Here is a 16,082-nt window from a genome sequence, read left to right as displayed (position 1 = left end):
GAAGAATGCGGGGCCGCCCGTTCCGGTTAATCCTGGAACATCACTGGCAGGGGCAGGGGCGCGCGGTCAAGCCATTCGGGCACCGGCAGGCCCTTTCCCTTCAGGAAGTCGGGATTGAACAGCTTGGATTGATAGCGTGTGCCGTAGTCGCACAGGATCGTCACGATCGTGTGGCCCGGCCCCATTTCCTTGGCCAGACGCATTGCGCCCGCGACGTTCACGCCCGAGGACCCGCCCAGACACAGCCCCTCATGTTCGAGCAGGTCGAAACAGACCTGCACCGATTCCGCGTCGGGAATGCGGAACGACATATCCGGGGTGAAGCCTTCGAGATTGGCGGTCACGCGGCCCTGACCGATCCCTTCTGTGATCGAATTGCCGGGATTTTCCTCGCCGGTATAGATCTTGTACATGCCCGCGCCCTCGGGATCGGACAGTGCCACCTTGACGCCGCGCGGCTGCAACGCCTCGGCCACGCCCGCCAGCGTCCCGCCAGACCCCACGGCGCAGGTGAACCCGTCGACCGCGCCGCCGGTCTGCGACCAGATTTCCGGACCCGTCGTCTCGATATGCGCCTGCCGGTTCGCCACGTTGTCGAACTGGTTGGCCCAGATCGCTCCGTTGGGCTCGGTCTTGGCCAGTTCCTCGGCCAGACGACCCGAATATTTCACGTAATTGTTCGGATCCTTGTAGGGCACCGCCGGCACCTGCACGAGCTCGGCGCCCGCCAGCCGCAGCATGTCCTTCTTTTCCTGGCTCTGGGTTTCGGGGATGACGATCACCGTCTTGAACCCCATCGAGGCCCCGACCAGCGCCAGCCCGATGCCGGTATTGCCCGCCGTGCCCTCGACGATCGTGCCGCCGGGTTTCAGCAGCCCCTTGGCCACCGCGTCGCGGATGATGAACAAAGCGGCGCGGTCCTTGACCGACTGGCCGGGATTGAGGAACTCGGCCTTGCCGAGGATCTCGCAGCCGGTTTCCTCGCTGGCCTTGCGCAGACGGATCAGAGGCGTGTTGCCGATCGCCTCGGCAAGATTGCGGCGGATCATGCGGATCATCCTTTCGCGGACAGGACAGGAAGGGTTAGTGCAGCACGCCGCGCCGGTTCTGGGCGCGGGCGTAAAGCCAGCCGAACAAGGGCATCACCACCAGCACGGCGATGACCGCCAGCAGCGGCACGGGCAGCAGCATCACCGGCGGCGCGGCCAGAAACAGGCCGATCCCGACGGCAACTTCGAAGGCGAAGGCGGCGAAGAACAACAGCACCGAGGCATCGTCGCGCAACGCGAGGAAAATCGCGGCCACCACGCCCAGCCAGACGCCCAGTGCCCATGTCACCTGCAGCCACAACGCGTCGAGCGGCATCAGCGGCATCAGCGCGGGCCAGTCCTGCGCGCCCAGATCGAAACGCGCGATAACGTAATCGGCGCCCAGAAGACCGTGCCAGATCAGCAGGATCAGGGCGACGGGCATCAGCGAGGACGGAGCGGGAGCAGTCGGTTGGGCCATGTTCGGTGCCTGTGCTATTCGGTTTCAAAGTGGCGTGCGCGGGCGGCGGTGTCCAGCCCCCGCGACCATCTGGCCAAGAGGTAGCTCACCGCGCGGCAATGGCGAAGAGCGGATCGCTCGTCAGATGCCCGGCCAGCGAGACCGGCACGCCGCGCGTGATCATCCGCCGATAGACCGTCTCGGCCCGCGTGCCCGCCTGCAGTCCCGGCGGCAGAATTGCCCCGGTGGCCGCGCGCAAGGATGCCATCTGCATATCGAGGTCCCGGTTGTCTGCCGCACTGACACCCGGACATCCCTCGCGCAGGCCGGGATGGGCGGTTTGGCCCGCAGCCTCCATCATCGTCTCGGCCCGCGCCAACAGGCCGCATTCGGCGGTAAGCCGCTCGGCGGCGCTGGGGGCAGGGGCCCGATCGGGGGCGGACCGGTCGGGCAGGCCGCAGGCCGCCAGCAATACCAGCGGGACCGCGTAAAGCGCAGCGCGCATGGCAGGGCGGAACGGGGCGGTGGGCCGGGGGGCGTGCGGATTGGACATGCCGCGCGGTTTAGCCGCTCGCCACCTGCGTGTAAATCGCGCGCGCGGCGGCCCGCCGGAGCCGCCACAGGCGCATCGGGCCTTTCCCCCGGAGACGCGGGGCGCTAGGGAAGGGCCAACAGCCTTGCAAGACCAAAGAGCGTGGCCATGCTGAAAACCCGCATCATCCCCTGTCTCGACGTGGCCGATGGCCGCGTGGTCAAGGGCGTGAATTTCGTCAATCTGATCGACGCAGGCGACCCGGTCGAAGCGGCCAAAGCCTATGACGCGGCGGGCGCGGACGAGCTGTGCTTTCTCGACATCCACGCCACGCATGAAAATCGCGGCACGATGTTCGACCTTGTGACCCGCACCGCCGAGCAATGCTTCATGCCGCTGACCGTGGGCGGCGGGGTGCGCACCCATCACGATGTGCGCGCGCTGTTGCTGGCCGGGGCCGACAAGGTGTCCTTCAACTCGGCCGCCGTCGCCAATCCCGACGTGATCGCCGAAGCCGCCGACCGCTTCGGCTCGCAATGCATCGTCTGCGCGATCGACGCCAAGACGGTCGAGCCCGGGCGGTGGGAAATCTTCACCCATGGCGGACGCAAACCCACCGGCATCGACGCGGTCGAATTCGCCCGCACGGTCGCGGCCAAGGGCGCGGGCGAGATCCTGCTGACCTCGATGGACCGCGACGGCACCAAGGCCGGGTTCAACCTGCCGCTCACGCGTGCCATCTCCGAGGCTGTCGACGTGCCGGTCATCGCCTCGGGCGGGGTAGGGACGCTCGATCACCTCGTCGAGGGTGTGACCGAGGGCAAGGCCTCGGCCGTGCTGGCCGCCTCAATCTTCCATTTCGGCACCTACACGATCGGCGAGGCCAAGGCCCATATGGCCGCCGCCGGTATCCCCGTCCGACTTTGACCCCCCGACTTTGAGCCCCCGGCTTTGAGCCCCGAGTAATGACCCAAGAGGCTGTGATGAGCGCCATCGACCGTCTTGCCGCCACCATCGAATCCCGCAAGGGCGCCGATCCCGAAACCAGCTGGACCGCCAAGCTGTTCGCCAAGGGCCCCGAGAAATGCGCCGAGAAATTCGGCGAGGAAGCGATCGAGGCGGTGATCGAAGCGGTCCGGGGCGACCGCGAAAGGCTCGCGTCGGAAGCGGCGGATGTGCTGTTCCACCTGCTTGTCATGTGCGCCGCCCGCGACGTCTCGCTTGCCGATATCGAGGCCGAACTCGCGCGGCGCGAAGGGATGTCAGGCATCGCCGAGAAAGCCGCCCGGGGCTGAGCCGCGCCTTTGCCCGGCGCTGATCCTGTGGCGGGCTGCGGCCAGAGGGGGCTGTCTGCCCCCTCTGGACACCCCCGAGGATATTTAGAGAACAAAGATGCGCGATTACCCTTCGTTAATCGCGCATCTTTGTTCCGAAAATATCCTGGTGGTGAGGCCGCAAGGCCGAGGGGGCAAAGCCCCCTCACTGTTTCTTGCCGTAATCTCAGCGCCGGGGCGTGGCGCGGCGGGTGGACATCAACAGATGCGTTTCGGATTGTGTCACCGCGTCGAGCCTGCGGATGCGCGCCAGCGTGTCGTCGAGATGGGCGAGGCTGTCGGTCGCCAGATCCACGATCACGTCCCAGCGTCCGTTCGTCGCGTGCACTGCACGGACCGCCGATAGTGTCAGCATTCGACCGACAGCGCGGTCCGTGCCGCTGCCCTCGATCGCGACCATCATCAGCGCGCGCACCGGGCTTTCCGCCAGATCGCCCTGTGTCAGCGCGGTGAAGCCCTGGATCTGGCCCGTCTCGAGCAGCCGGTTCAGCCGCGCGCGGACGGTGTTACGGCTCAGCCCCAGGGTGCCGGCGAGGGTGGCGAGGCTGGCGCGGCCATCGCGTCGGAGCGCCGCGATCAGGCGCAGGTCGGTTTCGTCACTCATGCGAAATGCCCAAAGTCGTTGTGCGGAATGCACAATGAACTGCCCGAAACGGGCAAGGCGTCAAGTGGAATCCCGCGCGGCTGCCGCTACACTTTCCAGCACGCAACACAGGAGTCCCCATGCCCCAGACCCATTGCCTGCTGATCGGCGCGCCGGTCGATACCGGTCAGCGCCGCCCCGGTTGCCTGATGGGCCCCGCCGCCTATCGCACGGCCGGGCTGGCCGAGGCGCTTCAGGCGCTGGGCCATTCCGTCACCGATCTGGGCGACGTGACCTGCGCGCCGGTCGAAGCGGCAAGCAGCAATCCCGCCGTGCATCACCTGCCCGAAACGCTGGGCTGGAGCGCCGCGCTTGCGCAGGCCGGAACGCAGGCGATGGGACAGGGGATGCCGATCTTCATGGGCGGCGATCACTCGCTGTCGCTGGGTTCGGTCGCCGGGGTGGCGCAGGCCGCGCGCGATCAGGGCCGTCCGCTTTTCGTGCTGTGGCTCGACGCGCATAGCGATTTCCACACGCCCGCGACGACAGAATCGGGCAATCTGCACGGGACGCCCGTCGCCTATCTGGCCGGGCGCAATTTCGAGGCCTTCCCGCCTTTCCCTGCGCCCGTGCCGCCCGAAAACATCTGCCTGTTCGGTATCCGCTCGGTCGATGCGGCCGAACATGCCGCGCTGCTGGAGCACGAGATCGCCATCAACGACATGCGCGTTCTCGATGAACGCGGCGTCGTCGCGCCGCTGCGCGAATTCCTCGAGCGGGTCGAGGCGGCGAACGGCCTTTTGCATGTCTCGCTGGATGTGGATTTCCTCGACCCGATGGTCGCGCCAGCGGTGGGCACCACGGTGCCGGGCGGCGCCACGTTCCGCGAGGCGCATCTGGTGATGGAGATGCTGCATGAAAGCGAACTCGTGACCTCGCTCGACCTTGTGGAACTCAACCCCTTTCTCGACGAGCGTGGGCGCACGGCGCATCTGATGGTCGATCTGGTCGCCTCACTGATGGGCAAGAAGGTCTTCGACCGTCCGACCCGCGCCTTTCGCGGGCAGCATTAAGGAGCTGACAATGCAGGCCAATCCCGCCACTCCGCCCGCCCCCTCGGCGCAGGCGCTGGTCCCTTTTGTCTCGGTGGCCGAGATCATGGCGATCATTCACCGCATCGGGCTGAAACCGGCGCTGGCGGATCTGACCGACAGGATCGCCGCCGATTTCCGCCGCTGGCCGGATTTCGACAAGACCCCGCGCGTCGCCGCGCATTCGCCGATCGGGGTGATCGAGCTGATGCCGACCTCGGATGGCGAGCGCTACGCCTTCAAATACGTGAACGGCCACCCCGCCAATACCAAGGCGGGGCTGCAGACCGTGACGGCGTTCGGCGTGCTGTCGGCGGTCGCGACCGGCTACCCGCTGATGATGTCCGAGATGACGATGCTCACCGCGCTCAGGACCGCCGCCACCTCGGCGCTGGCAACCCGCGCGCTGGCGCGGCCCGATGCGCGCGTGCTGGCGCTGATCGGCAACGGTGCGCAGGCCGAGTTTCAGGCGCTGGCGCTGCAGGCCGTCTGCGGCATCGACACGGTGCGGCTTTTCGATACCGACCCGGCGGCCACGGCGAAATGCGTGACGAACCTTGCCGAGAGCGGGCTGACGCTGATCCCCTGCACCAGTGCCGAGGCCGCCTGCGAAGGCGCCGATGTCATCACCACCTGCACCGCCGACAAGCGGCTGGCCACGGTCCTGCATGACAACATGATCGGCGCGGGCGTGCATATCAACGCGATCGGCGGCGATTGCCCGGGCAAGACCGAGCTTGCGCCCGCGATCCTGTCGCGCGCCGAAATCTTCGTGGAATACGAGCCCCAGACCCGGGTCGAGGGCGAGATCCAGCAGGTCAGCGCCGACCATCCGGTCACCGAGCTGTGGCAGGTGCTGGACGGGCAGGCACCGGGGCGACGCGACGCGCAGGCGGTGACCCTGTTCGACGGCGTGGGCTTCGCGGTCGAGGATTTCTCGGCCCTCAACTGGCTCTACGACCAGATCCAGCCGGGCGGCACGATGCTGGACGTGATCGCGGATCCCGACGATCCGCGCGATCTGTACGGCATGCTGCGGCGCGCGGGCTGAGCGGTCGGGCTGAGCAGGCGGGCCCCCTTGTGGCCTTCTCCCCACAACAGGACGGCGCGTCATCGCGGCATCTTGGGAAGCGGCGCCCCGTCATGCTAGGCTTTGCGCGAACGTGGCGTACAGGTGGTGAGACGGGGATGAGCGAGACGCGATTTTTAGGCGTTGCCCTGCTGCTGGCTGGCCTTTGCGCCGTGACCCTCGCCCCCGGCGCGGCGCTGGCGCTGGTCGATGGCCCGCCGCCGGTCTCGGATTGTGACCGGCTGGCGGGGTTTCGCGGCCTTCCCCGGCTTCCCGACGCGCCCGGCACCTATGCGATCCGCTATCCCGAAGCAGCTGTTACGGCCTGCGAGGACGCGCTGCGGGCCGCGCCGGGCGATCCTTTCCTGTCGGTTCTTCTGGCGCGGGCGCGGGTGGCGCGAGCACGCGACGACCGCACGGCGCTCGATCTGCTCAACGGTGCCCATGACGCGCTTCCGGCGCTGGTTTCGGGCGAAATCGGCAAGCTCTACGAGACCGGGCGCGCCGGTTTGCGCACCGCCGACCGTCAAGCGCGCAGCTTGTACCAGGAGGCCTGCGACCTTGCCCCGGATCCCCAGTCGCGCCCCGGCTGTACGCGGCTGGGTGTGATGATGATCGAGGGGCGCGGCGGCGCGACCGATCTGGAAACCGGCTTTGGGATGCTCGAGCGGCTTTGCGGTGCGGGCTGGGGGGCGGCCTGCACGCAGCTTGCCTTTCAGACCGACCTGCGCGGGATCGGCGATATGGACACGCTGTCTACGCGGGTCGCGGCCCTGTTCGAGACCGGCTGCGCCGCGGGCGACCTGCTGTCTTGCAGCCAGTTCGGCTTCCGGCTGGAACTGGGCGAGGGCGTGGCCCATGACCCGGCGCGCGCGCAGGCGCTCTATCGCGAAGCCTGCGAGGGGGGCGAGCCGCAGGGCTGCAGTTATCTGGGCGAGATCTATCGTTCAGGACTGGGCGTTCAGCCCGACATGGTCGAGGCCACGCGGCTCTTCGCCATGGGCTGCGATGGCAACGACCCCTATGCCTGCGTCACGCTGGGCGACATCCTGTCGGACGGACGCGGCGTACCCGTGGACCTGCCCCGCGCGCGCTCGGTTCTGGAACATGCTTGCTGGCTGGGCGACCCCGAAGGCTGCGACAAGGCCGACAGCCTGCGCTGAGCGATCCGCCTCCGGGGTATCCAAGTGGACCGGCCTTTAACCCGTTGCCTTTCACCCGCCGCCTTGCACCCTTTGCGCCAAACCTTTATCCGCCGCCTCTGACCGCAAGGGGACGCATATGGCACGCAAGAGCAAGGGCCGCCCGATCTCGGGCTGGGTGGTGATCGACAAGCCTGCCGGGGTGACCTCGACCTCGGTCGTGGGTAAGGTGCGCTGGGCATTCGATGCGCAGAAGGCGGGCCATGCGGGGACGCTGGACCCGGCGGCGACCGGCGTTCTGGCCGTCGCGCTGGGCGAGGCCACCAAGACCGTGCCCTTCGTCACCGACGCGATGAAAAGCTACCGTTTCATGGTGCGTTTCGGGCAGGCCACCGATACCGACGATGCCGAGGGGACGGTGATCGCCACCCGCGACGCGCGGCCCGATGACGCGCAGATCGAAGCGGCGCTCGACGCCTTTCGCGGCGATATCGAACAGGTTCCGCCGCAATATTCCGCCGTTAAGGTCGAGGGCGAGCGCGCCTATGACATCGCCCGCGCCGGCGAGGCGATGGATCTTGCCGCGCGGCCTCTCTTCGTCGAGACGCTGCGTCTGCTCAGCCGCCCCGATGCCGACTGCGCCGAATTCGAGATGGTTTGCGGCAAGGGCGGCTATGTACGCTCGATCGCGCGCGATCTGGGCGCCGCTCTGGGGTGTCTGGGCCATGTGGTGTGGCTGCGGCGAGAATGGTCGGGGCCGTTTCGCGCCGAGGCCGGGCTGGGGCTGGCGCAGGTCGAGGAACTGGCGCGCACGCCCGAGCTCGACGCCTATCTGCTGCCGGTCGAGACCGGGCTTGCCGATCTGCCCGAATTGCCGCTGGCCCCCGATGGGGCGGTGCGGCTGAGAAACGGCAATCCGGGGCGCGTTCTGTCGTCGCGCGCGGCCCCGGGCGAGACGGCCTGGGCCAGTTTCGAGGGCAAGCCGGTCGCCGTGGGCACCTATATGGGCGGCGAACTGCATCCGAGCCGGGTGTTCAACCTCTGACGTCTGGCGCGGGTGGCAGGGTCGCCCCCGAAGACGAGTATTTAGGGCAGAATGAAGGGTCGGGCTCTTGCAAGAGGGGCCGCGGGCGAGACGGCCTGTGGCGCGCGGGCTTTGTGACGCGGCGCGCCTCTGGACCTTGCCGCGCGCAGGGTGTTTAACTCGCGCAGAAAGACAAAGGAGTGTTCCATGGCCGTCGGTTCCCGCATCCGTACCTATTTCGAAGGGCGTTGGCACGAGGGCGACGTGCCGGTCATGAAAGCCGCCGATCACGGCTCGTGGCTGGGAACCACGGTGTTCGACGGCGCGCGCTTTTTCGACGGCATGACGCCCGATCTGGATCGTCACCTTGCGCGGGTGAATCGCTCGGCCCACGCGCTTATGATCAAACCCTCGAAAACCGTTGACGAGTTGCTTGAGATCACCCGCGAGGGGCTCGAAGGGTTCGGCAACGCGGTCTATATCCGGCCGATGTACTGGGCGATCGACGGGGGCCATAGCGGCGTTCTGGCGTCTTACGGCGAGACCGGTTTCGCTTTGTGCCTTGAAGAGATCCCGATGGCGCCCGACACCGCCACGACCTCGCTCACCACCACGCGCTTCCGCCGTCCGACGCTGGATTGCGCGGTGACCGACGCGAAGGCGGGCTGCCTGTATCCCAACAACGCGCGGATGCTGGCCGAGGCGGTGTCGAAGGGCTTTGAGAACGCGCTGGTCTGCGACAGTCAGGGCAACGTGGCCGAAAGCGCCACCGCCAACGCCTTCATGGTCAAGGATGGCGAGGTATTCACGCCCATTGCCAACGGCACTTTCCTGTCGGGCATCACCCGGGCCCGTCATATCGACAATTTGCGTCAGGACGGGATCAAGGTGCATGAAACGGTGCTGACGCTCGACGATTTCCGGGGCGCGGACGAGGTCTTCCTGTCGGGCAACATGTCGAAGGTCACGCCGGTACGCGCCTTTGACGACGTGAATTACCAGACCGGCCCGATCTCCAAGCGCACGCGGGAATTGTATTGGGACTGGGCGGCCTCGCAGCGTTGAGCGAGGGACGGTTCAAGCGCGCCGTCCGCCTGCTCTATGAGGGGCACTCGAAACGCGCGAAGCGGTTCCGCTACGCGCTGATCCTGTTCGACGCCGCGACCATCGTCTATTTCATCCTCTCGGCGGCACTGCCCTATTCGGGGTTACTGATGGCGGTCAACGCGGCGCTGACGCTGCTGATCGCCGCCGATTTCGCCGCGCGGCTGTGGATCGCGCGCAACCGCATGGCAATGCTGCGGCGGGTCTATACGATTGCCGACATGGTGGTGCTGGCCTCGCTGCTGGTCGCGCCCTTCGTGACCGAGGATATCGCCTTTCTGCGGATCCTGCGCGGCCTCAGGCTCTTGCATTCCTATCACCTGCTCACCGACCTGCGGCGCGACGTCAAACTGTTTCGCCATTACGAGGACCAGATCCTTGCGGGCATGAATCTGCTGGTCTTCCTGTTCGTCACCACCTCGCTGGCCTTCGCGCTGTTCTTCGAGGCCCATGCCGGGGTCGGCGCCTATATCGACGCGCTGTATTACACCGTGGCGACGCTGACGACGACGGGCTATGGCGACATCGTGCTGGATAGCCCGGGCGGCAAGATCTTCTCGGTGGGGGTGATGGTGATCGGCGTGGCGCTGTTCGTGAACTTCGCCCGCGCGCTGTTCCAGCCCACCAAGGTCAAGTTCGAATGCCCCGAATGCGGGCTGAATCGTCACGACGCGGATGCGGTGCATTGCAAGCATTGCGGCGAGACGCTGAAAATCCCGACCGAGGGCTTCGGCGAGTAAGGCCGCTGGACACAGGCAAGGTCAGCGGTATGATGCGGCGGACCAACCGGAGACCTTTATGCGCAAGTTTCTCGTCGTGCTCGACGACAGCCGAGAATGCCTCAACGCGATCCGCTTCGCGGCTCTGAGGGCCGCGCATACCGATGGCGGAGTGACGATCCTGTCGATCATCCCGCCCGAAGAGTTCCAGCACTGGATCGGTGTCGCCGACCTGATGCGCGAGGAAGCGCGCGAGCGGATCGAGGCCCATTTCGAGGTCTTCGCGAAGTGGATGCGCGACAAGCACGCGATTCAGCCCGAACTGGTGATCCGCGAAGGGCAGGCGGTCGATGAGATCCTTGGCCTGATTGGCGAGGACCCGGAAATCGGCGTGCTGGTGCTGGGCGCCGGGTCGGACCGGTCGGGGCCGGGGCCGCTTGTGTCGCAGCTGTCGCGCAATTCCGGTTCGCTGCCGGTGCCGATCACTATCGTGCCCGGCGCGATGGACAAGGAACGGATGGAATCCATCGCCTGAACCGCCAAGGCGGGGTTCAGCCCTGCCAGCGTTCCAGTTTCAGCCCCTTGGACAGCGCGGGCTCGAAACCCTGCGCTTCGCTCAGCGCGGTGGCGGGGTCGAGATCCGCGTCGCGTGTCGTGTCGTCCTTCAGGTGCCGGTCGAGGAACGCCGCGGCGAAATGCTGCGCCAGCGCGTTCATCCGCACCGTGTCCCAGACCGGATCCGCGTAGTGACGGAACGGCGCCCAGCCCAGACGGTTGCTCTGTGCATAGCTCTCGGCCGGGGCGGGGATGGGCGCGGCGGCGTTGTGACCGGCATTGACGAAGGTCAGCAGCGTGCCGCCCGACAGCTCGGCGATGGCGCGCATCGCTTCATATCCCGAGATTTCATCGACGCTGCCTGCCATCACCAGTAGCGGCAGGGTCAGCCGGCTCAGCGCGCGGGTGGACCACAGGCCGTGGCCATTACCCCATGGCCCGATGGCGATCAGCGCGCGCAGATTGGCCGGGGCGGGGGGCAGCTGGCCCTCGACATGCGCGCGCAAAACGCCGCGCGGCGGTGCAAGCTCGTGCTGCGCCATTGCCGGGACCAGCCCCGCGCCGCCCGTCACCAGCGCACCGTAGCCGCCCATCGAGAAGCCCACGATCGCCGCGCGGTCGGGATCGGCCAGGTCGTGCTGCGCCAGTGCCTCCAGCAGGAAACGCTGATCCATCGGGCGGTGATACAGCGTGTGGCCGAAGGGCTTCTGGTCGTCATAGGTGCTGGCCGGGTGGTCGGCGGCGGCGACCAGATACCCGCGCGAGGCCAGCGCCTCGGCCAGATGCGCCATCAGGTAGCGGTTGCCGGGATAGCCGTGCGACAGCAGAACCAGCGGCCAGCGCCCTGTCGCCGGTACCGCGTCGCGCGCGGCTCGCCCGTGCAGCACTGCCCGCGTCTCGCCGTCGCGTAACAGCGTCTCGTAGTGCCCGCCCGGTTCGGTGCCGAGGCTCGCGGGATACCACAGCTCGACACACAGCCTGCGCGCGGTGTGGGGCAGGGGGGCGCCAGCGGGCAGCCCGTCCAGCGCATCGAGGTCCAGCCGTTCGGGGTCGGTCAGGGTGATCGTGCGCACGCCCACTGGCAGCGGTCCGGGGCCGGATAGCGGCGGGGAATCGGGGCGGGTGGCGTCGACGCGGTTGTGCTCCATCGGCCGGATGCTGCCGTGCCGCGCGCGCGAGCGCAAGCTTGCCGCAACGCCCGGTTCGGCGTATCAGCGGCGCGTCCCATCAAGCCTGACCCGGAGCCCCCCATGACCGACGCCGCCATGCCCGCCGATGACCGCCTGATCGTCGCGCTCGATGTTCCCAACGTTATGGCCGGGCTCGAACTGACGGGCCGGATCGGCGACGCGGTCAGCTTCTACAAGATCGGGCTGGGGATGCTGACGGGCGGCGGGCTGGCGCTGGCCAATGAGCTTAAGCAGGAACACGGCAAGCGCATCTTTCTGGACATGAAATTCTTCGACATCCCCGCCACGGTCGAGGCGGCGGTGCGCGGCATCGCGCAGTTCGATTTCGATTTTCTGACCGTGCATGGCGATCCGCATGTGGTGCGCGCGGCCAAGCAGGGCGCGGCGGGCAGCAAGCTGAAGATCCTCGGCGTGACGATCCTGACGGCGATGGACCGCGCCGATCTTGACGCGTCTATGATCGTGCCGGGCGACATGGCCGAGATCGTGACCGAGCGCGCGTCGCGGGCGTTCGAAGCGGGCGCCGACGGTGTCATCGCCTCGCCGCATGAAGCGGCGATGATCCGCGCGCTTCCCAATGCCGAGGGGCGGCTGATCGTGACGCCGGGTGTGCGGCCCGAAGGGTCGGCAGCCGACGACCAGAAGCGCATCGCCACGCCCGCCGATGCGGTGCGTGCGGGCGCCGATCATATCGTCGTCGGGCGCCCGGTCTGGGCCGCCGAAGATCCGGTCGCGGCGGCGGGCGCCATCGTGCGGGAACTGGCATCGGCCTGACGCGGCGCCTCTGACCCCTCATAGATTTGATGTATCTCGCTTGCGTCTTTTTTGGCGATCGGATGCAATCGGGCTATGTCGCAACGCAGCGGCGGTGACGAAAGCCGCCGAAAACGGAACCACACGGGCAGACCGACGACCATGACAATCACGTTTCTCCGGATCCGGGCGCTCTTGGTGCTCCTTGCGCTGAGCCTTGCCGCGCCCGCCACGCTGAGCGCCCAGACCGGGCTGATCCCCGGCACCCAGAGCACGGAACGCTCGGATACGGCTTCGGGTGACGCCGCTTCCGGCGATACGGGCTCCACCGCAGCGGCCTCGGCCACGACGCCGCAATCCAGCCTGCAGCTTCTGCTCGACGTGATCGAGAATCCCCAGAGCCGTGACGCGCTGATCGCCGATCTGCGCGCGGCGCAGACCAGCGCCACCCCGGCGGACGAGGCCGTCGTTCAGACGCTTGCCGGCGACAACCCGGTGCCGCCCGAACAGCTGTCGTTCAGCCGCCGCATCGCGCTGATCACCCAGGAGACGGTCGAAGATATCGCAAGCCGGGCGGAAACCACGTGGAACCAGCTCATGCGCGCGCCCGCCGTCTTCGACGGGCTGAGCGGGCGCGAGGCGGGCGTCTTGCTGACCGCGTTGCAGGAACTGGCGCTGATCATCGTCGGCACCGTCGCCGTGTTCATCGCGCTGCGCCTTCTGGGCAAGGTGCTGTATGCGCGGATGGGCGCTGCGGCGGGGGCGAGTGGCTTTCTGCGCACGGCGCTGCTGTTCATTGGCTCGGTTCTTGTCGATGCGCTGTTCGTGCTGGCGGCCTGGGCGGTGGGCTACCTGATCGCCACGGTTTTCCTTGGCAGTTTCGGGCGCGTCGGCATCCGCGAGACGCTGTATCTCAACGCCTTCCTGATCGTCGAACTGGCCAAGGTGGTGGTGCGTCTGGCGCTTTCGCCCTCCGCTTCGAACCTGCGCCCGCTGCCGGTGTCGGACGAGGCCGCCAAGTACATGGCGTCGCGGTTCAACCTGATGGTGGGGCTGGTGGGATACGGCCAGCTTCTGATCGTGCCGATCATCAACGCGAATGTCTCTTTCGCGGCGGGCAGCGCCACCTCGGCGGTGATCGCGCTGATCGCGATGGGGCTCGCGTTCTGGCTGGTCTGGCGCAACCGCCGGCCGGTGGCCGACTGGCTTCAGCGCGGCGGCCAGACCGAGGCGCAATATCTCGAAGCGCAGCGCGCCGCTGAAGAGGCCGCGCGTCTGATCGCCGAGGAAGAGGCCGCACAGGCCGAGGCCACGCGCCTTGCCGCGCTGGCAGAAAGCGCGGCGCGCGAGGATGGCTCGACAGCCGGGGCGCCCAACGAATTCACCATGAGCGAAGCCGCCGCGCAGGAAGCGGCCGAGGAAAAGGCCCTTGTGGCCGAACAGGCCGCCGGCGAAGCGGCCGAGCGCGAAGCCGAGGAACGCGCCGCGCGCGAGGCTGCGGCGGAAGCGTCCGCGCAGGCAGCCATGCAGGCCGAAGAGGCCGAAACCGCAACCCAGCCCGCCGCCGCGCCCACCACGCCGCATATGCGCGGGCCGCTGGGTGTACTGGCGCGCAACTGGTACTGGCCGGTCAGCCTGTATCTGCTGTTCATGCTGGTCATTGTCCTGACCCGTCCCGGCAACGCGGCCTTCCGCGCGCTGGTGAATTCGGGGCAGGTGCTGATCGTGGTGCTGCTGGGCGTGATCGTCTCGGGCGCGCTGACACGGATCATGGTGCGCGGCGTGCAGCTTCCCGAAAGCGTCACCGCGCGGATGCCGCTTCTGGAAACCCGGCTCAACGCCTTCGTGCCCAAAGCGCTGTTCGTACTGCGGCTGGCGATCTTTGTTGTCGTCTTCGCCTTTGCCCTCAACGCGATCAGCGTGATCGACATGCGCAGCTGGCTGGCCAGCCAGATCGGCCTGCGCCTGACCAGCGTGCTGTTCTCGGTGGCGGGCGTGCTGCTGATGGCGTTCATCCTGTGGGTCGCGCTGACCTCGTGGGTGGACTACCGGCTGAACCCGGAATTTGGCACGATTGCCACCGCGCGCGAGCGCACGTTGCTGACGCTTCTGCGCAACGCCGCGACCATCGCGCTGGTGGTCATCACGCTGATGTTCGTGCTGTCCGAGATCGGTCTCGACATCGCGCCGCTTCTGGCCTCGGCCGGGGTGCTGGGTCTGGCCATCGGTTTCGGTGCCCAGAAGATGGTGCAGGACATCATCACCGGCATCTTCATCCAGTTCGAGAACGCGATGAATGTGGGCGATGTCGTCACCGTCGCAGGCACGACGGGCGTGGTCGAACGGCTGACGATCCGCTCGGTCAGCCTGCGCGACGTGACCGGGGCTTTCCATGTGATCCCGTTCTCGTCGGTGGACATGGTGACCAACTTCGCGCGCGAATTCGGCTATTTCGTCTGCGATATGGGCGTGGCCTACCGCGAGAAGACCGAGGATGTGAAAAAGGCCATGTTCGACGCGTTCGAAAAGCTCCGGACCGATCCCGATTACCGCGATGCGATCATGGGCGATCTGGAATGGTTCGGCATCAACGCCTTCGGCGACAGCGCCGTGGTGATGCGCGCGCGGATCAAATGCGTGCCGGGGATGCAATGGGGGGTCGGGCGCGCCTATAACGGCGTAGTCAAAGAAATCTTCGATGCCCGCAATATCGAGATCCCCTTCCCGCACCAGACGCTGTTCTTGGGCGAGTCGAAAGCCGGCGAGACGCAGGAATTCAAACTGCGCCTGCAGGGCGACGGGCAGACGGCGCTGCCGGGCAGTCAGACCAGCTAAGGCATAGCGCGAAACGAGAAAGGCGCCGCGACCCGAATGGGCGCGGCGCCTTTTTCATGCGCTCGTGCAAGGGATCAACGCGACAGTCGCGTCACGATCCGGTCGCGCAACTGTGCCAGCGCATCGCCATAGGCCGCCGCCAGCGCCGAGGGCGAGGCGGGCATCTCGGCCACAACCGAGGTGATCTCGAACCGGTCGATGAATTCGCGCACCACCTCGTCGATCGAGGCCACGGCGAATTGCCCGCCCATTTCGAACGTGCCGTCATGGTTCAGGATCAGCCGGTCGATCCGCACCTGCAATTGCACATCCGCCCGGTCGCTCAGCGGCCACGGTTCGGCGGCGACGCTGGCGGTACTGGCCAGATCGAGCGAACGCGCGAGCTCGGCGGTGATCGCCGCGCCCGTGGGGGCAGCCCATTGCGCGTCGGGCAGCGGCACCAGCCCGCCATCGGGGCCGCGATACTGCATCTGGCTGTCCTCGGCATAGGCCGGGACCAGCACGTCGCGCACTTCGATGCTCGAGACATAGAGCCGCCGCTGCGCGGTTTCGGCCCCCGGCGAGGTTTCGAGCGGGTAGAGCACGGCATTGCCGCCGAGCACGCAGCCCGAAAGCAGCGACAGGGCAAGGGCAGGGGCGATCAGGCGGAAGGTTGGTTTCATG

At 67.3% G+C, this 16,082-nt stretch carries 17 protein-coding genes; 11 read left to right on the top strand and 6 right to left on the bottom strand.

Annotated features, from left to right (window positions below; translation table 11 throughout):
- Window positions 1-26: 26 nt before the first annotated feature.
- The 3 genes from JI664_RS20335 to JI664_RS20325 all read right to left on the bottom strand — a co-directional run bounded on the left by JI664_RS20335 (window position 27) and on the right by JI664_RS20325 (window position 2,041).
- Window positions 27-1,049: a cysteine synthase A gene (locus JI664_RS20335; RefSeq protein ID WP_207015612.1), complete on the bottom strand. Its 1,023-nt coding sequence runs from the start codon at window positions 1,047-1,049 to the stop codon at window positions 27-29.
- A gap of 34 nt (window positions 1,050-1,083) precedes the next feature.
- On the bottom strand, window positions 1,084-1,509 hold the full coding sequence (locus JI664_RS20330; protein ID WP_207015611.1) for a hypothetical protein: 426 nt from the start codon (window positions 1,507-1,509) through the stop codon (window positions 1,084-1,086).
- Window positions 1,510-1,594: 85 nt separating this feature from the next.
- Window positions 1,595-2,041 carry a hypothetical protein gene (locus tag JI664_RS20325; RefSeq protein ID WP_207015610.1) on the bottom strand — a complete coding sequence of 149 codons (447 nt, stop codon included), beginning with the start codon at window positions 2,039-2,041 and terminating at the stop codon, window positions 1,595-1,597.
- Between the two features lie 147 nt (window positions 2,042-2,188).
- Between JI664_RS20325 and hisF the strand changes: the two genes are divergently transcribed.
- Both hisF and JI664_RS20315 read left to right on the top strand, forming a co-directional pair.
- A complete protein-coding gene (hisF, locus tag JI664_RS20320; RefSeq protein WP_207015609.1) occupies window positions 2,189-2,947 on the top strand; it encodes an imidazole glycerol phosphate synthase subunit HisF in 759 nt (252 codons plus the stop codon).
- Between the two features lie 56 nt (window positions 2,948-3,003).
- Window positions 3,004-3,315 carry a phosphoribosyl-ATP diphosphatase gene (locus JI664_RS20315; protein WP_207015608.1) on the top strand — a complete coding sequence of 104 codons (312 nt, stop codon included), beginning with the start codon at window positions 3,004-3,006 and terminating at the stop codon, window positions 3,313-3,315.
- Window positions 3,316-3,520: 205 nt separating this feature from the next.
- On the opposite strand, the gene JI664_RS20310 is transcribed toward JI664_RS20315, so the two are convergent.
- Window positions 3,521-3,958, bottom strand: a complete 438-nt coding sequence (locus JI664_RS20310; protein WP_207015607.1) for an Lrp/AsnC family transcriptional regulator — start codon at window positions 3,956-3,958, stop codon at window positions 3,521-3,523.
- 119 nt (window positions 3,959-4,077) lie between these two features.
- On the opposite strand from JI664_RS20310, the gene rocF reads away from it, so the two are divergent.
- The 7 genes from rocF (at window position 4,078) to JI664_RS20275 (ending at window position 10,621) form a co-directional block, all read left to right on the top strand.
- A complete protein-coding gene (rocF, locus tag JI664_RS20305) occupies window positions 4,078-5,010 on the top strand; it encodes an arginase (RefSeq protein ID WP_207015606.1) in 933 nt (310 codons plus the stop codon).
- A 10-nt stretch (window positions 5,011-5,020) separates the two neighbouring features.
- The gene (locus JI664_RS20300; protein WP_207015605.1) at window positions 5,021-6,079 is read left to right on the top strand and encodes an ornithine cyclodeaminase; all 1,059 of its coding nucleotides are present in this window, start codon (window positions 5,021-5,023) and stop codon (window positions 6,077-6,079) included.
- 137 nt (window positions 6,080-6,216) lie between these two features.
- Window positions 6,217-7,260: a tetratricopeptide repeat protein gene (locus tag JI664_RS20295; RefSeq protein WP_207015604.1), complete on the top strand. Its 1,044-nt coding sequence runs from the start codon at window positions 6,217-6,219 to the stop codon at window positions 7,258-7,260.
- Window positions 7,261-7,378: 118 nt separating this feature from the next.
- Window positions 7,379-8,284 (top strand): tRNA pseudouridine(55) synthase TruB, encoded by a 906-nt coding sequence (gene truB, locus JI664_RS20290; RefSeq protein WP_207015603.1) that lies wholly within the window; start codon window positions 7,379-7,381, stop codon window positions 8,282-8,284.
- A 186-nt stretch (window positions 8,285-8,470) separates the two neighbouring features.
- The gene (locus JI664_RS20285; protein ID WP_207015602.1) at window positions 8,471-9,328 is read left to right on the top strand and encodes a branched-chain amino acid aminotransferase; all 858 of its coding nucleotides are present in this window, start codon (window positions 8,471-8,473) and stop codon (window positions 9,326-9,328) included.
- Entirely contained in the window at window positions 9,301-10,107 is an 807-nt protein-coding gene (locus JI664_RS20280) for a potassium channel family protein (protein WP_286174211.1), read from the top strand. Before JI664_RS20285 ends, JI664_RS20280 begins: the two co-directional genes overlap by 28 nt.
- 58 nt (window positions 10,108-10,165) lie before the next feature.
- A complete protein-coding gene (locus JI664_RS20275) occupies window positions 10,166-10,621 on the top strand; it encodes a universal stress protein (protein WP_207015601.1) in 456 nt (151 codons plus the stop codon).
- A gap of 16 nt (window positions 10,622-10,637) precedes the next feature.
- Here JI664_RS20275 and JI664_RS20270 read toward each other — a convergent pair whose 3' ends face one another.
- Window positions 10,638-11,789: an alpha/beta hydrolase family protein gene (locus JI664_RS20270; RefSeq protein WP_207015600.1), complete on the bottom strand. Its 1,152-nt coding sequence runs from the start codon at window positions 11,787-11,789 to the stop codon at window positions 10,638-10,640.
- A gap of 102 nt (window positions 11,790-11,891) precedes the next feature.
- On the opposite strand from JI664_RS20270, the gene pyrF reads away from it, so the two are divergent.
- A complete protein-coding gene (gene pyrF, locus JI664_RS20265; protein ID WP_207015599.1) occupies window positions 11,892-12,605 on the top strand; it encodes an orotidine-5'-phosphate decarboxylase in 714 nt (237 codons plus the stop codon).
- 141 nt (window positions 12,606-12,746) lie between these two features.
- On the top strand, window positions 12,747-15,419 hold the full coding sequence (locus tag JI664_RS24100) for a mechanosensitive ion channel domain-containing protein (RefSeq protein WP_286174210.1): 2,673 nt from the start codon (window positions 12,747-12,749) through the stop codon (window positions 15,417-15,419).
- A 74-nt stretch (window positions 15,420-15,493) separates the two neighbouring features.
- Here JI664_RS24100 and JI664_RS20255 read toward each other — a convergent pair whose 3' ends face one another.
- On the bottom strand, window positions 15,494-16,081 hold the full coding sequence (locus tag JI664_RS20255; protein WP_207015598.1) for a PqiC family protein: 588 nt from the start codon (window positions 16,079-16,081) through the stop codon (window positions 15,494-15,496).
- Window position 16,082: the final 1 nt, after the last annotated feature.

The sequence above is a fragment of the Rhodobacter sp. NTK016B genome (genome assembly GCF_017303295.1).
Taxonomy (GTDB): Bacteria; Pseudomonadota; Alphaproteobacteria; order Rhodobacterales; family Rhodobacteraceae; genus Pararhodobacter.
Note: the sequence above shows the minus strand (reverse complement) of the source record. Positions and strands in the feature narration are given on the sequence as shown.

Bases quoted from the DNA above. Each gene is read 5' to 3' on its own strand.
- JI664_RS20325 (WP_207015610.1), bottom strand. From the start codon at position 2,041: ATGTCCAATCCGCACGCCCCCCGGCCCACCGCCCCGTTCCGCCCTGCC.
- JI664_RS20255 (WP_207015598.1), bottom strand. From the start codon at position 16,081: ATGAAACCAACCTTCCGCCTGATCGCCCCTGCCCTTGCCCTGTCGCTG.
- JI664_RS20300 (WP_207015605.1), top strand. From the start codon at position 5,021: ATGCAGGCCAATCCCGCCACTCCGCCCGCCCCCTCGGCGCAGGCGCTG.
- JI664_RS20330 (WP_207015611.1), bottom strand. From the start codon at position 1,509: ATGGCCCAACCGACTGCTCCCGCTCCGTCCTCGCTGATGCCCGTCGCC.
- JI664_RS20270 (WP_207015600.1), bottom strand. From the start codon at position 11,789: ATGGAGCACAACCGCGTCGACGCCACCCGCCCCGATTCCCCGCCGCTA.
- truB (WP_207015603.1), top strand. From the start codon at position 7,379: ATGGCACGCAAGAGCAAGGGCCGCCCGATCTCGGGCTGGGTGGTGATC.
- JI664_RS20310 (WP_207015607.1), bottom strand. From the start codon at position 3,958: ATGAGTGACGAAACCGACCTGCGCCTGATCGCGGCGCTCCGACGCGAT.
- JI664_RS20315 (WP_207015608.1), top strand. From the start codon at position 3,004: ATGAGCGCCATCGACCGTCTTGCCGCCACCATCGAATCCCGCAAGGGC.
- JI664_RS24100 (WP_286174210.1), top strand. From the start codon at position 12,747: ATGACAATCACGTTTCTCCGGATCCGGGCGCTCTTGGTGCTCCTTGCG.
- JI664_RS20285 (WP_207015602.1), top strand. From the start codon at position 8,471: ATGGCCGTCGGTTCCCGCATCCGTACCTATTTCGAAGGGCGTTGGCAC.
- pyrF (WP_207015599.1), top strand. From the start codon at position 11,892: ATGACCGACGCCGCCATGCCCGCCGATGACCGCCTGATCGTCGCGCTC.
- JI664_RS20275 (WP_207015601.1), top strand. From the start codon at position 10,166: ATGCGCAAGTTTCTCGTCGTGCTCGACGACAGCCGAGAATGCCTCAAC.
- rocF (WP_207015606.1), top strand. From the start codon at position 4,078: ATGCCCCAGACCCATTGCCTGCTGATCGGCGCGCCGGTCGATACCGGT.
- JI664_RS20295 (WP_207015604.1), top strand. From the start codon at position 6,217: ATGAGCGAGACGCGATTTTTAGGCGTTGCCCTGCTGCTGGCTGGCCTT.
- JI664_RS20335 (WP_207015612.1), bottom strand. From the start codon at position 1,049: ATGATCCGCCGCAATCTTGCCGAGGCGATCGGCAACACGCCTCTGATC.
- hisF (WP_207015609.1), top strand. From the start codon at position 2,189: ATGCTGAAAACCCGCATCATCCCCTGTCTCGACGTGGCCGATGGCCGC.